This is a genomic window from Micromonospora sp. NBC_00821, from assembly GCF_036347035.1.
Classification (GTDB): Bacteria; Actinomycetota; Actinomycetes; order Mycobacteriales; family Micromonosporaceae; genus Micromonospora; species Micromonospora hortensis.
Window position 1 is genome coordinate 5,951,334 of the sequence record NZ_CP108880.1, and the last position, 12,946, is coordinate 5,964,279.

Consider the following 12,946-nt stretch of genomic DNA (forward strand, 5'->3'; position numbering starts at 1 on the left):
TCCCGGTCCGGGGGGCGGTGGGCGAGTCAGGGCAGCAGGTCGCGGACCACCGCGTCGGCGAGCAGCCGCCCGCGCAGTGTGAGCACCGCCCGGCCGGCGGCGTACTCGTCGGCGGCCAGGAGACCGCCGGCCAGCGCCCGTTCGGCGCCGGCCCGGCCGGTGGCGTCGAGCACCGCCAGCGGCAGGCCGCTGGCCAGCCGCAGCCGGAGCATCACGTCCTCCATGTGCGCCTCGTCGACGGTGAGCACCTCCCGGGCCAGACCGGGAGACGCGCCGGCTGCCAACCGCTGGGCGTACGCCGAGGGGTGCTTCACGTTCCACCAGCGCACCCCACCGACGTGGCTGTGCGCCCCCGGCCCCAGCCCCCACCAGTCCGCGCCGGTCCAGTAGAGCAGGTTGTGTCGGCAGCGGGCCTCCTCGGTGCGGGCCCAGTTGGAGACCTCGTACCAGGAGAGCCCGGCCGCGTCGAGCGCGGCCTCCGCGGCCAGGTAGCGGTCGGCGGCCACGTCGTCACTGGGGTACGCCAGTTCGCCGCGTCGCATCCGGGCGGCGAGCCGGGTGCCGTCCTCGACGATCAGGGCGTACGCGCTGACGTGGTCCACCCCGGCGGCGACCACCTGCTCCAGCGAGGCGGCGAAGTCCTCGGCCCGCTCCCCCGGGGTGCCGTAGATCAGGTCCAGGTTGACGTGCTCGAACCCGGCGTCGCGCGCCTCCAGGGCGGCGGCGGTGGCCCGGCCGGCGCTGTGTTTGCGGTCCAGGATCGCCAGCACCCCCGGGGAGGCGGACTGCATGCCCAGCGAGATCCGGGTGTAGCCGGCGGCCCGCAGCAGCTTCAACGATTCCGGGGTGACCGACTCGGGGTTGGCCTCGGTGGTCACTTCGGCGTCGGCGGCCAGCCCCCAGGTGCGGTCGATGCCGTCGAGAATGCGGGCCAGGTCGTCGGCGGGGAGCAGGGTGGGCGTGCCGCCGCCGACGAAGACGGTGTCGACCCGGGGCGGCGGGGTGTCGCCGAGCACCCGGCCGGCGAGCTTCAGCTCGGCCAGGACCGTGTCCGCGTACCCCTCGCGGCTCGCGCCGCCGCCCAGCTCGGACGCCGTGTAGGTGTTGAAGTCGCAGTATCCGCAGCGGCTGGCGCAGAACGGGACGTGCACGTACACGCCGAAGCCGCGCGCGCCGACCGCCGTGGTGGCGGTGGCGGGCAACGATCCGTCGACGGGGACGGTCTCACCATCTGGAAGGACGCCGGGCATGGCCACTAGTGTGCCCGGCATGACCTCTCCCGACGTCCTCGTGCGGGTCGCCACGGCCCGTGGGGTGACCACCCTCACCCTGGACAGCCCGCACAACCGCAACGCGCTCTCCACCGGCCTGATGACCCAACTGCTGGCCGGGCTGGCGGATGCTGTCGCCGACGAGGCGGTCCGCGTGATCGTGCTCGACCACACCGGCCCGGTCTTCTGCTCCGGCGCGGACCTGAAGGAGACCGCCGCGGCGTACGCCAGCGGGACGGTGCCGGCGGGGATGCTGGGTGACGTGCTCGCGGCGCTCTGGGAGTGCCCGAAGCCGGTGCTGGCCCGGGTCGGCGGGCCGGCGCGGGCCGGTGGGCTGGGCCTGATCGCCGCCGCCGACCTGGCGGTCTGCGCCGACGAGGCGACGTTCGCGTTCACCGAGGTACGCATCGGGGTGATCCCGGCGGTCATCTCGGCGACCGTGTTGCCCCGGCTGCACCCCCGCGCCGCCGCCGAGCTGTACCTGACCGGCGACACCTTCGACGGGCGCCGGGCCGCCGAGATCGGGCTGGTGACGGCCTCGGTCCCGGCGGACGGGTTGGACGACGCGGTACGGGGCTACTGCGACTCGCTGGTGCGCGGCGCGCCCGGGGCACTGGCCGGCGCGAAGGAGCTGCTGCGCCGACCGGGTACGGCCGAGCTGCGCGCCGATCTGGCCCGGCTCTCCGCCGTCTCGACCGGTTACTTCCTGTCGGACGAGGGGCGTGAGGGGGTCATGGCGTTCCGCGAGAAGCGACCGGCGCGCTGGGTGCCCGCTCTCGACGACTGACGATCGGGGCGCCGCCGTCGTTCGGCGGCGCCCCGTTTCCTGCCGGGTCACCAGGCGGTCGCGCCGCCGTCGACCGGGTAGTTCGCCCCGGTGATGTACGACGCCCGGTCGGACGCGAGGAAGACCACCAGCTCGACGACCTCCTCGGGGCGCGCGAAGCGCTTGAGGAGCGTCTTGGCGGTGATGGCGTCCCGCGCCTCCTGGTTGTCACCGAGGTCGCGTTCGCTGGCCGGAGTGAGTGTGGGCCCGGGGCTGATCGCCACCGCGCGGATGCCGTGGGGCGCGCCTTCGAGCGCGAGCTGTCGCGTCATGCCGATGATGCCGGCGTTCGCGGCGGTGTGACCGACCATCGGCGGGACGTGGCCGCCGATCAGCCCGGCCATGGAGGCGGCGCTGATGATGACGCCGCCACCGCGCCGGACCAGGTGCGGCCAGGCGAACTTCGACACGAAGTACGGAATGTCGAGTTCCCCGGTGATGGTGTAGCGCCAGTCCTCCACGGAGAAGTCGGGCATCGGGCCGAAGCGGAGCGCGGCTGCGTTGTTGTAGACCACGTCGAGCCCGCCGTAGGCGGCTGCGGCGTCGTCGACGAGCTTGCGTACCTGCTCGGGGTCGGTGAGGTCGACCGGCGCGATGCCGGTCATCTCGCCGCCGGCGCTGCGGACGAGTTCGACAGTCTCGTCGTTACCGGCGACCTGGAGGTCGGCCCCGACGACCTTCGCGCCCTCGCGGGCGAAGGTCAGTGCCGCGACGCGCCCCAGACCACCGCCGGTGCCGGTGATCAGCACGACCTTGCCATCGAGCGTTCCCATGGAAATCCTCCTCGTTCGGCGACCAACACGTCCGGCTATGCGGCGGTAGGTCGGATTGACATGTCAACCGACTCAAGTCCTTGACCGGTCAATCGCTTCCCGATATCGCTTACCCGGTGATGCGCGCGACACCCCTGCACCACGGGCTGATGCCGCAACGACGCGGCAGGTGAGATCGCGAGCTGAGCGGGAACGTCGCCAACCGGTACGCGACAGCGGAGCCGCCCCGAATCGGTCGGAGTCGGCCAGGCTGGGCCCGAACCGCTCGGACGACCCGCGGAGGGCCGGCGGGGACGTACGCTTGGCGAACTGTCGATCTGGGGGTGTGGGTGCGAACTCGGGCAACCGTGGCGGGTGGAGTGGCGCTCATCCTCATCGCCGTGATCGCGATCTGGCTTGTCGTACGGCAGGTCGGCGACAATCTGACGTTGCCACTGATGGCACGCAAGTGCACGGTGCAGGCCGACGGACGGGTCGCGCTGGACGCCGACCAGATGGCCAACGCGGCGACCATCGCGGCGATCGGCGCGAAGCGCGGAATGCCCGAGCGGGCCGTCGTGGTCGCGCTCGCCACCGCGTACCAGGAGTCCGGGCTGCGCAACCTCGCCGCCGGCGACCGCGACTCGGTCGGCCTGTTCCAGCAGCGGCCAAGCCAGGGCTGGGGCACTCCGGCGCAGATCCGCGACCCGCGTTACGCGGCCAACCGGTTCTACGCGGCCCTGAAGAAGGTGCGCGGCTGGGAGGAGATGCGGGTCACCGACGCCGCCCAGCGGGTGCAGCGCTCGGCGTTCCCCGAGGCGTACCAGAAGTGGGCCGACGACTCCGAGGTCCTCAGCCGGGCCCTGCTCGGCGACGCCAGCGGCGCTGTCGCCTGCTCGGTGGGGCGCACCCCGGCGATGCACGGGGCGGCGGCGGCCGCGCAACTGACCCGCAACCTGGTGCTGGACTGGGGGCTGAAGGGCACCGACCCGACCGACCCGACCGGGTTGGCGGTGACTCCGGGCGACCAGCGCGACGGCTGGCGGTACGCGCACTGGCTGGTCTCGCACGCCCAGGACCACGGCGTGAAGCGGGTTCGCTTCGGCGACCTGGAGTGGACCGCCCGCGACGGCTCGTGGGGCCGGGTGGACGGCCGGCAGAACCCCGCCGGCCAGGTGGTGGCCGAGGTGTTCAACGAGGGCTGATCGACCCGGATCTCTTAACCGGCAGTCACCGCACAATCGGGCAAAGCGCACCTAATCGCACTATTGATCACTCGGATCTCACTCTGTGCGATTCTCTCGCTGCGTGGGGTCCCGCCGTGGCCCAATCCCGCACGACACCCTCCCCGAGGCCTGGACCGCCGCGTTACGATCGGCGGCCTGTGCCAGAAAAGGTTTCACCTCATGGGGAGGGGTACGACGCGGTGTTCGATTACGGCGACCGGACCGGTTACGAACCGATCAGCGACACTGACCGCAAGGAGTTCCACGAGCAGGGCTTCCTCCTGCTGCGCAACGTCCTGACGGAGGACCACCGGGCGGCGCTGGAGGCGGCGGTCGACCGCGTCTACGCGGAGGAGCAGGCCAAGGGCACCACCAAGAAGGACGGCACCCTGCACCTGCTGGGCTTCCTGGAGCGCGACGAGCTCTTCGGTGAGCTGCTGACCCACCCGGTCGCCTTCCCGTACATGTGGGGGCTGGCCGGCTGGAACATCTACACCCACCACAACCACCTGGACGTCACCCCGCCGGCCGCCGAGCCGGAGAAGCCGTACTGGGGTTGGCACCAGGACGGGTACCGGCAGAACTCCGACCCGGAGACGATGGACCCGAACCTGCCCCGGCCGATGTTCTCGCTGAAGGTCGCGTACGTCCTGTCGGACCTCTCCGAGACCGGCCGCGGCGCCACCAAGGTCATCCCGGGCAGCCACCTGAAGAACTCGCTGCCCCGGCCGGCGGACCTCACCGTGCAGAACCCCGACCCGGAGGGCACGGTGGAGATCACCGCCAACCCGGGCGACGCCTTCATCTTCGACCGCCGGCAGTGGCACTCGCGGTCGACGAACCTGTCGACCATCACCCGCAAGATGCTCTTCGTCGGGTACACCTACCGGTGGATCCGTCCCCTGGACGAGCTGCACCCCGACGTGGACGGCGAGTGGTACCGCAACCGCACCCCCGTTCAGCGCCAGCTGATCGGTGAGGGCACCCACACCGCCAACTACTGGGGCATCAACTGGGACGGGTACGTCGACGACGAGATCCCGCTGCGTAAGGAGCTCAAGGAGCGCGGTCTGCTCGACCGCAACATCCCCTGGCTCCGCTGATCCACTGCTCGTAGGACGGCCCCCTGCCGACGCCCAGCGTTGACAGGGGGCCGTTGCACGTCCGCGGACCGACCGCTCGGGCCGAGCCCGTTCCGGCCACCGGGAACCGCCCTGTCGGTAGCGTGGCGGGTGCGCAGGTCGGGGCGTGGTGCCCAGGGCGTGGGGTGGCACAGGAGGCAGCGCAGTGACATCCGCTCCGCTCCCCCGGATCCTCCGCCGCCGCGGCGAGCCGCAATACCCGACCTTCCTGGAACTCTTCTTCGACCTCGTCTACATCTTCATGTTCTCCCGGCTCGCTGCCAGCCTTGCCGAGGACCTGACCATCCGGGGCGCGGCGCAGACCGCCGTCCTGCTGCTGGCCGCCTGGTGGGTCTGGGTGCTGACCGCGTGGCTCACCGACCTGTTCAACCCCCGACTTCCGATCATCCAGGCGACCACCCTGCTGGTCATGCTCGGCACCCTGCTGATGGCGATCGCGACTCCGTACGCCTTCGGTCGGTACGGCTGGCTCTTCGTAGCGGCCTACTTCGCCATTCACCTGGTCCGCGACGCCGTCCTGATCCCCGGCACCCGGGTGAACCGACCGATCCAGGCCAGGAGCATCCGGGTGTTCTTCTGGTTCGGCGTCACAGTGACGCCCTGGGTGGCCGGGGTGTTCGCGGACGAGACCGCCCGACTGGTGCTCTGGTCGCTCGCGGTGGCTGTCGACCTCGGCTCCGCCCGGATCGGTTGGCCGACGCCGAGACTGGGGCGTACCGAGCTCACCAGCCAGATCTTCACCGGGGTGCACCTCTCCGAGCGGCACCGGGCGATCTTCATCGTCGCGCTCGGCGAGTTGATCCTGAGCACCGGCACGGGGCTGGCCGGCAGCGGATTCACTGCCGGCGCGGTGGCTACCGGCGCTGTCGCGTTCGTCAGCGCGGTTCTGCTGTTCCAGCTCTACTTCCAGCGGGTCCAGCGGATCCTGGCACCACCGAGCGTCGCGACTGTGGAACGCGTCCGCTCCGGCACCTCCACCTCGTACAGCCATCTGGTCATGGTCGCCGGGGTGGTGTTGGTCTCGACCAGCACCTCGCTGGTCATCGACCGGCCGTTCGGTAGCGCCCCGGCCGAGCTGATGGTCGCCACCCTCGGCGGACCGGTTCTGTTCCTGCTCGGCAGCGTCCTGTTCGACGCGGTGGTGACCGGCCGGACCCTCTGGTCCCGAGTGCTGGCGATCGTGGTGTTGTGTGCCCTGATGGCGCCCGCCACACTCCTGCTTCCGCCGCTGGCCGCCCTGGTGCTGGCCAACCTGGTCCTCCTGGTCACCCTTGTCGGCGAGGGGATGGCCGCGCGTAGCCGCCTGGTCGGGGCCGCCGCGCCATCGCGATGAAGCGCCGCCGGCGACCCGGACAGAGTCACCGCAGCATCGGCGGTGCCGGTGTACGCGCGTGTCGCCGGGTGCTCACCAGGTTCGCCACGGCGATCAGGAGCAGCACCGCCATGGCGAGCAGGGCGATCAGCACCGGCGGCAGCAGGGGCGTGGCCGGCGCCACGCACGCCAGCAGCACCAGCCCGGCCACCCGGGACCGTGAGATCCGCCCGAACACTGTGAAGTCGAGGACGCCCCGGCCGACCAGGTACAACGCGGGTCCGCCGAGGATCACCGCGGCCCACGAGGGCGGGGTCTCGCCCAACGGGCGGCTCACCACGAGCCGGCTGGTGACCGCCGCGCCGACGATTCCGGCCACCATGATCAAATGGGTGACCGCGGCGGACTGGGTGAGCAGCGCCGGATAGGACGACCGGGCGATCGCGTCGGTCAGCAGCTCACCGGCGCGGTAGATGTAGATCCGCCACATCAACACGATGGTGGTGAACACCACGAGGAGAGCCCAGGCTCGCTCCATCGTGTACTCGCTCATGCTGAAGGTCGTGCCGGTCACGAAGATCGAGACACCGAGCGCGACGATGACGAACTGCCGGTAACGCTCGGCCACCCGCGCGCCGGCCAGCCGCCAGTCGCGCGGTCGTGAGCGGCCGATCCCGGGCACCGGCCAGCCCAACGCCGCTGCGCCGTACTCGACGATGACAGCGAGCACCCAGATCGCCAACTGCCCCGAACCGCCGACGAGCGCCCCGCCGATCCAGCCGACGCCGGCGACGGCCTCCCAGATCAGGATCCGGATGCTGCGACGCGGCGGCCTCCTGAGCGAGACGACAAGGATGTAGTAGGCCGCGGTACTGAGGTGGATGACCACGTACGTGGTGGCGAAGAGCAGCCGGTGATCGCCGTACGCATCGGCCGCGAGCGCGGCCAACAGCAGGCTGGCCGCCGCCACCCAGATGAACAGCCCCTGCCCAGCCGGGCGGGTCAGGTCGACGCTGTCCGCCGTCCACACCGTCAGCGCCCAGATCATCGTGAACCCGAGCAGCAGCACCAGCGTCTCTGCGACGCCCGCCCAGGTCAGGTTCTCGGCCAGCACCGTCGCCAAGGTGACCAGCGCGAAAACGTAGACGAGGTCGAAGAACAGCTCCAGGAACGCCGGACGCTCCAGGCCCGGATCGGGGGGTGACGCCCCTGCGGCACCACCGTCCGTCGCCATCGACATCGCGCTCCACCCGGTCCCCGCCGCACGCCCTCCGTGGGGACAATACGGGCAAGTCCGGCGCTGGACCGGTCATCGGGTTCTTCCGGGTCGGATTCGCCGGGCCCGCCGGTGCTCGTCGCGGCCGACGCCGCCGGTGCTCGTCGCGGCGTCGCGGCGGATGCCGTCGGGGTCGGTCAGCCCCGGGCGGCGAGGCGGCGGCGGGCCTTCTCCCGGATCGACGCCGGCAGATCCTCGGCGTCGAGCAGCCGGGGCAGCAACTCCGGTTCCAGGCTGGTCGCCCGGAACACCTCGCCGATGGTCACCCCGTGCGCCGGGCGGTCCACCACCTCGACCGGGTCACCCGCGCCGACCTCCCCCTCGCGCAGCACCCGCAGGTAGGCCCCGGGCGATGCCCGGACGGTGAACCGCTTGATCAGATCCGGTACGCCCCAGAACCCGGCGAACGTGGTGCAGGGCGTACGCGGCTTGGTGACCTGCAGCAGGGCGGAGCCGACCTGCCACTGCTCGCCGATCACCGCACCCGTCACGTCGACCGCGTAGGTGGTCAGGTTCTCGCCGAAGCCGCCGGGCGGTATGGCGCGGCCCAGTTCGGCCACCCACCAGGCGGCGTCCTCCTCCGCGTACGCGTAGACCGCCTGGTCCGGGCCGCCGTGCTGGGGTCGCTCGGCGATGAAGTCGCCCGCCAGGCCGCCGGTGAGCAGCGACACCGGGACGTCGACCGGCCGCTTGTCGATGCCGCTGCGACCGCTCGCGTCGCTGGCCCACCCAGCCTCGGTCACGATGCCGAGGTTCACCGCTGCCACCCTGCCCGTCATGAACGCCAGCCTAGTGGCGGTCAGCACCGACGTCGGCCCACGCGGAGCGGGGTCAGCCCTTGACGGCGCCGGCCACCAGGCCGGAGACCATCCGACGTTGCACCAGCAGGAAGAAGATGATGACCGGCAGGGTGAACAGGGTGGACGCGGCCATCACCGGCCCCCAGTTGGTGTCGTCCCGACCGAAGAAGAAGGTCATCGCCACCGGAAGCGTGTAGCTGCCCTGGTCGTTGATGAACGTCAACGCGAAGATCAGCTCGTTCCACGCGGTGATGAAGGAGAAGATGCTGGTGGCCACCAGGCCGGGCGCTACCAGCGGGAAGAGCACCCGGCGGAAGATCTGGGCCCGGCTGGCCCCGTCGATCGCCGCCGCCTCCTCCAATTCCTTGGGCACCGCGGCGACGAAGCCGCGCAGCATCCAGACCGCGAACGGCAGCGAGAAGCCGAGGTACGTGAGGATCAGGCTGGGCAGGGTGTTGTAGAGCCCGAGCCGCTGGATCATCAGGAACAGCGGGATGACCAACGCCTCCAGCGGGATCATCTGCACCACCAGCAGCATGATCAGGAAGCTGGTCCGCAGCTTGAAGCGGAACCGGGCCACAGCGGTCGCGGCGAGCAACGCCACCAGACCGCTGAGCACCACGGTGGAGACGGCTACCAGCGCGCTGTTGAGGAAGAAGTCGAGGAAGCTGACGCCGGGGATCAGGTTGCCGGTCAGGATCTCCCGGTAGTGCGCCAACGTCGGGTGAGTCGGCACCGGCTGCGGGGTGGCCGAGAAGATCTCGTTGCTCGGCTTCAGCGAGGTGGAGATCATCCAGTAGACCGGGAACGCCGCGAAGAGCGCGACCAGCAGCCCGGCGCCGTTGAGGGCGATTTTCTTCACGACTCGTCCTCCTGCCTGAGCACCATCCGTACGTAGAAGCCGGTGACCACGAGCAGGATCAGCGTGAGGATCACCGCGATGGCCGCGCCGAGCCCGTACTTGGGCGGCGGGGAGAAGGCTTCGGCGTACGAGTAGATGGCGAGCATGAACGTCGGCCGGTCCTGGGTGCCGCCGGCCAGCACGAACTGCTGGGTGAAGACCTTGAAGTCCCAGATCGTGGAGAGCACGATCAGGATCCCGAAGACCGGGCGCAGCAACGGGAAAGTGATCTTCCAGAAGACCCGCCACGGGCTGGCGCCGTCCACCCGGGCCGCCTCGTGCAGCTCACTCGGCACGCTCTTGAGACCGGCCAGCACGCTCACCGCGATGAACGGGAACGAGTGCCAGACCACCACCAGGGTGAGGATGGAGAAGAAGAGCAGCGGCGAGTTGAACCAGCCGTAGCCGGTCCAGTCGCTGCGACCGAACAGGCTGTTCGAGAGCCCGTCCGGCAACGCGTTGAACAGCCACGTGACGAGGCCACTGGTGTCGTCGAAAATCCACTTCCAGACGATGGTGCCGGTCAGCGCCGGGGTCGCCCAGGCGAGCATCACGCAGCTGGCCACGAACGTGGCCATCTTGCGACCGAGCCGGTTGAGCAGCAGCCCCACCAGGGTGCCGAGCACCATGGTGAGCAGCACGTTGGCCGCGGCGAACAGAACGGTGTTGCGCAGCACGGTCAGGAAGAACGGGTCGGAGAGGATGTCGACGTAGTTGCCGAGCCCCACCCACGGCCACTCCCGGTCGCCGCGCAGTTGCCGGACGCTGTTCAGCCGGTAGAAGGACATCACCACCACCTGGCCGAGCGGCCAGAGCAGCAGCACCCCGATGATCAGCAGGGCGGGCAGGAGCAGCAGGTAGGGCAGGCGGTCCACCCGGCGACGCCGCCGCGCTGGGGTCTCCCGCGCGGCGGCCGTCTCCGGGCTTGTGGTCTGTGAGATCACTTGCTGTTCAAAATGCCTTCCATCTCACCGGCCGCGTCGGCGGTAGCCTTCTCGACCGTCTTCTGACCCTTCATGACCGAGCTGTTCATCGCCTGGGTCACCGTCTTCGTCCGGCTGACCTCCACCCACTTCGGGGTGAGCGGCGTGAGCTTGGTGTTCTGCATGGTGGTGGCGAACGACGCCATCACCTTGTCGTTCGCGTACGCGTCACCGGCGACCAGGTCCTTGTAGACCGGGAAGAAGCCGAGGCTGCTCGCGAAGCTCTGCGCGTTCTTCTTGTTCAGCAGCACGGTCAGGTAGTCCCAGGCCAGGTCCTGCCGCTGGCTGTCCTTCCAGATCGCCACGTCCGAGCCGCCCGCGAAACCGGGTGCCGCCGTGCCGTCCGGGCCGGGGATCGGGAACGTACCCCAGACCTTCTCGATCTCGGGGTTGTCCTTCTTGATGGCGCCCTGCTGCCAGCTGCCGGCGAAGGCCATCGCGGCCTTGCCGGTGGCGAACTGGGTACGCGCGTCGATCTCGTTCCAACCCGCCGCCGCCGGCGGGGCGACCTTGTGCACGGTCACCAGGTCGGTCCAGAACTTGACGGCCCGCTGCGCCTCGGGGGTGGTGTAGCCGGACTTCCAGGTGCCGCCCTGGTTGCTGGCGATCTCGCCGCCGGCGCCCCAGAGGAAGGAGTAGAAGGGCAGCTCGGAGTTGCCGGGCAGGGCGATGCCGTAGGTGCCCTTCTTCTTCGCCTGCACGGCCTTGGCCACCGTGACCAGCTCGTCCCAGTTCTTCGGGGGCTGTACGCCGGCCTCGGCGAACCAGTCGGTGCGGTAGTAGATGGCGCGCACACCGGCGTACCAGGGCACGCCGTACTGCTTGCCGTCGAGCTGAGCGTTGCGCACCAGGTCGGGCAGCAGATCCTTGCCGTCGGCCCAGCCGCCCATCCGGCCACTCACGTCGGCGAGCGCCTCCTGGGCGGCCCAGCCCTGAGTCTCGGTGTTGCCGAGCTCGGTGATGTCCGGCCCCTCACCACCGGCGAGCGCCGCCTGGAACTTCTTGGGCGCCTCCAGCCAGGGAATGTACTGCACGACCACATCGGTGTCGGGGTGCTTCTGGCGGAACTCGGCCTCGACCCCGTCGAGGAAGGAGTTCTGCGCGTCGCCGCCCTCGCCCATCATCCAGACCGTGAGCTTGCTGTCGTCAGCCGCGTCGTCGCTGGAGCCTCCACAGCCGGCCAGCACCATCGCGGCCGAGGCCACCATGGCGGTGACCGGGGCCAACCGCTTCCACCTGTTCACGCCACTTCTCCCCTCGCGCCGGTTGGAACTAACCTTCTCCGCCGCACCCTAGTACGGAGAATTCCTTTACGACAGTGGGCGGGACTGGCCGAAACGTGGCGACCGTACCGCAGCGGCCCGACGACAGGCACTCCCACATCCAGCCAAAGTCGGGCCTTCCCGCACGAAAGAGCGCCCGGCTCTCGGCCGGGCGCTCTTTCGGGTAGTGCTGTCCTAGCGGTGGTGCTGTGTCGCCAGATGATGCCGGGTCGTTATCGGGTGACGCTGCGGCGGCGACCCACACCGGCCACCAGCGCGACAGCGATCGCGGCCACCACGACCTGGACCAGCAGCTCGGCCCAGTCGATACCGCTCGTCTCGGTCGCGATGCCGATGGCCCGCGCCAGGACGGTGCCCAGCAGCGCGGCGCCGACACCGATCAGCAGGTGCAGCCAGATCGGCATGTTCTGCCGGCCCGGGACGACCAGGCGGCCGAGCGCGCCGACGATGAGACCAACAACGATCGCAGTGATGATGCCCCACACGGTGAGCTCCACGGCCACCCTCCTTCAAAGAATGTCTGACACACGGTGCGTGTGCTTCCTGTCGTGACCGTTAATTGCCCTACCCACCGAAATTCCAAACCGACTTCACTCACCAAACGATCACGACTTGGTCGACAAGAGCAGGTTCCACCGAGGGCCTACCCGCCGGTCGCGGGCACGGGCCGATCACCGTGGTCCAGCCGCCGGAGACGTCGAGCGGAACCGGCGACGGCCCTCGCGGCGGGCAGAACGCCGATGGGCGCCCGACCTGTCGGTCGGGCGCCCATCGGAGGTGTCGCGGTGGTACGAGTTGGTGCTGTGGTGTTACCGGGTCACGCGGCGGCGGCCACCCACACCGGCCACCAGCGCGACAGCGATCGCGGCCACCACTACCTGCACCAGCAGCTCGCCCCAGTCGATACCGCTCGTCTCGGTCGCGATGCCGATGGCCCGCGCCAGGACGGTGCCCAGAAGGGCCGCGCCGATACCGATCAGCATGTGCAGCCAGATCGGCATGTTCTGCCGGCCCGGGACGACCAGGCGGCCGAGCGCGCCGACGATGAGACCAACAACGATCGCAGTGATGATGCCCCACACGGTGAACTCCACGGTCGCCCTCCTTCAAAGAATGTCTGACACACGAGTTGTGTGCTTCCTGTCGTGACGGCTAAATGCCCGACCCACCGAAA

13 protein-coding genes are annotated in these 12,946 nt (G+C 70.0%); 4 read left to right on the forward strand and 9 right to left on the reverse strand.

The window, feature by feature from the left end; translation table 11 throughout:
* Positions 1 to 26: 26 nt before the first annotated feature.
* A complete protein-coding gene (hemW, locus tag OHB44_RS27100) occupies positions 27 to 1,250 on the reverse strand; it encodes a radical SAM family heme chaperone HemW (protein WP_266305286.1) in 1,224 nt (407 codons plus the stop codon).
* A gap of 19 nt (positions 1,251 to 1,269) precedes the next feature.
* Between hemW and OHB44_RS27105 the strand changes: the two genes are divergently transcribed.
* Entirely contained in the window at positions 1,270 to 2,058 is a 789-nt protein-coding gene (locus OHB44_RS27105; protein WP_091410000.1) for an enoyl-CoA hydratase-related protein, read from the forward strand.
* 47 nt (positions 2,059 to 2,105) lie between these two features.
* On the opposite strand, the gene OHB44_RS27110 is transcribed toward OHB44_RS27105, so the two are convergent.
* Positions 2,106 to 2,870, reverse strand: a complete 765-nt coding sequence (locus tag OHB44_RS27110; protein WP_266304660.1) for an SDR family NAD(P)-dependent oxidoreductase — start codon at positions 2,868 to 2,870, stop codon at positions 2,106 to 2,108.
* A gap of 383 nt (positions 2,871 to 3,253) precedes the next feature.
* On the opposite strand from OHB44_RS27110, the gene OHB44_RS27115 reads away from it, so the two are divergent.
* From OHB44_RS27115 to OHB44_RS27125, 3 genes are all read left to right on the forward strand, one after another.
* Entirely contained in the window at positions 3,254 to 4,054 is an 801-nt protein-coding gene (locus tag OHB44_RS27115; protein WP_442932715.1) for a hypothetical protein, read from the forward strand.
* A gap of 221 nt (positions 4,055 to 4,275) precedes the next feature.
* Positions 4,276 to 5,178 (forward strand): phytanoyl-CoA dioxygenase family protein, encoded by a 903-nt coding sequence (locus OHB44_RS27120; protein ID WP_266304658.1) that lies wholly within the window; start codon positions 4,276 to 4,278, stop codon positions 5,176 to 5,178.
* Positions 5,179 to 5,362: 184 nt separating this feature from the next.
* Positions 5,363 to 6,550 carry a low temperature requirement protein A gene (locus tag OHB44_RS27125; RefSeq protein ID WP_330438619.1) on the forward strand — a complete coding sequence of 396 codons (1,188 nt, stop codon included), beginning with the start codon at positions 5,363 to 5,365 and terminating at the stop codon, positions 6,548 to 6,550.
* 25 nt (positions 6,551 to 6,575) lie between these two features.
* Here the strand turns inward: OHB44_RS27125 and OHB44_RS27130 are convergent, their stop codons facing one another.
* The 7 genes from OHB44_RS27130 to OHB44_RS27160 all read right to left on the reverse strand — a co-directional run bounded on the left by OHB44_RS27130 (position 6,576) and on the right by OHB44_RS27160 (position 12,866).
* Entirely contained in the window at positions 6,576 to 7,769 is a 1,194-nt protein-coding gene (locus OHB44_RS27130; RefSeq protein WP_330438621.1) for a low temperature requirement protein A, read from the reverse strand.
* A gap of 173 nt (positions 7,770 to 7,942) precedes the next feature.
* Entirely contained in the window at positions 7,943 to 8,584 is a 642-nt protein-coding gene (locus tag OHB44_RS27135) for an MOSC domain-containing protein (protein WP_330438622.1), read from the reverse strand.
* A 52-nt stretch (positions 8,585 to 8,636) separates the two neighbouring features.
* Positions 8,637 to 9,467: a carbohydrate ABC transporter permease gene (locus OHB44_RS27140; protein ID WP_238678492.1), complete on the reverse strand. Its 831-nt coding sequence runs from the start codon at positions 9,465 to 9,467 to the stop codon at positions 8,637 to 8,639.
* A complete protein-coding gene (locus OHB44_RS27145) occupies positions 9,464 to 10,450 on the reverse strand; it encodes a carbohydrate ABC transporter permease (RefSeq protein WP_266304654.1) in 987 nt (328 codons plus the stop codon). The genes OHB44_RS27140 and OHB44_RS27145 overlap by 4 nt, the downstream gene beginning before the upstream one ends.
* A complete protein-coding gene (locus tag OHB44_RS27150; protein WP_330438627.1) occupies positions 10,447 to 11,733 on the reverse strand; it encodes a sugar ABC transporter substrate-binding protein in 1,287 nt (428 codons plus the stop codon). The genes OHB44_RS27145 and OHB44_RS27150 overlap by 4 nt, the downstream gene beginning before the upstream one ends.
* A gap of 251 nt (positions 11,734 to 11,984) precedes the next feature.
* Positions 11,985 to 12,269 carry a GlsB/YeaQ/YmgE family stress response membrane protein gene (locus OHB44_RS27155; protein WP_091410004.1) on the reverse strand — a complete coding sequence of 95 codons (285 nt, stop codon included), beginning with the start codon at positions 12,267 to 12,269 and terminating at the stop codon, positions 11,985 to 11,987.
* Positions 12,270 to 12,581: 312 nt separating this feature from the next.
* Positions 12,582 to 12,866 (reverse strand): GlsB/YeaQ/YmgE family stress response membrane protein, encoded by a 285-nt coding sequence (locus tag OHB44_RS27160; RefSeq protein WP_091409827.1) that lies wholly within the window; start codon positions 12,864 to 12,866, stop codon positions 12,582 to 12,584.
* Positions 12,867 to 12,946 lie beyond the last annotated feature (80 nt).

Bases quoted from the DNA above. Each gene is read 5' to 3' on its own strand.
- hemW (WP_266305286.1), bottom strand. From the start codon at position 1,250: ATGCCCGGCGTCCTTCCAGATGGTGAGACCGTCCCCGTCGACGGATCG.
- OHB44_RS27105 (WP_091410000.1), top strand. From the start codon at position 1,270: ATGACCTCTCCCGACGTCCTCGTGCGGGTCGCCACGGCCCGTGGGGTG.
- OHB44_RS27110 (WP_266304660.1), bottom strand. From the start codon at position 2,870: ATGGGAACGCTCGATGGCAAGGTCGTGCTGATCACCGGCACCGGCGGT.
- OHB44_RS27130 (WP_330438621.1), bottom strand. From the start codon at position 7,769: ATGTCGATGGCGACGGACGGTGGTGCCGCAGGGGCGTCACCCCCCGAT.
- OHB44_RS27135 (WP_330438622.1), bottom strand. From the start codon at position 8,584: ATGACGGGCAGGGTGGCAGCGGTGAACCTCGGCATCGTGACCGAGGCT.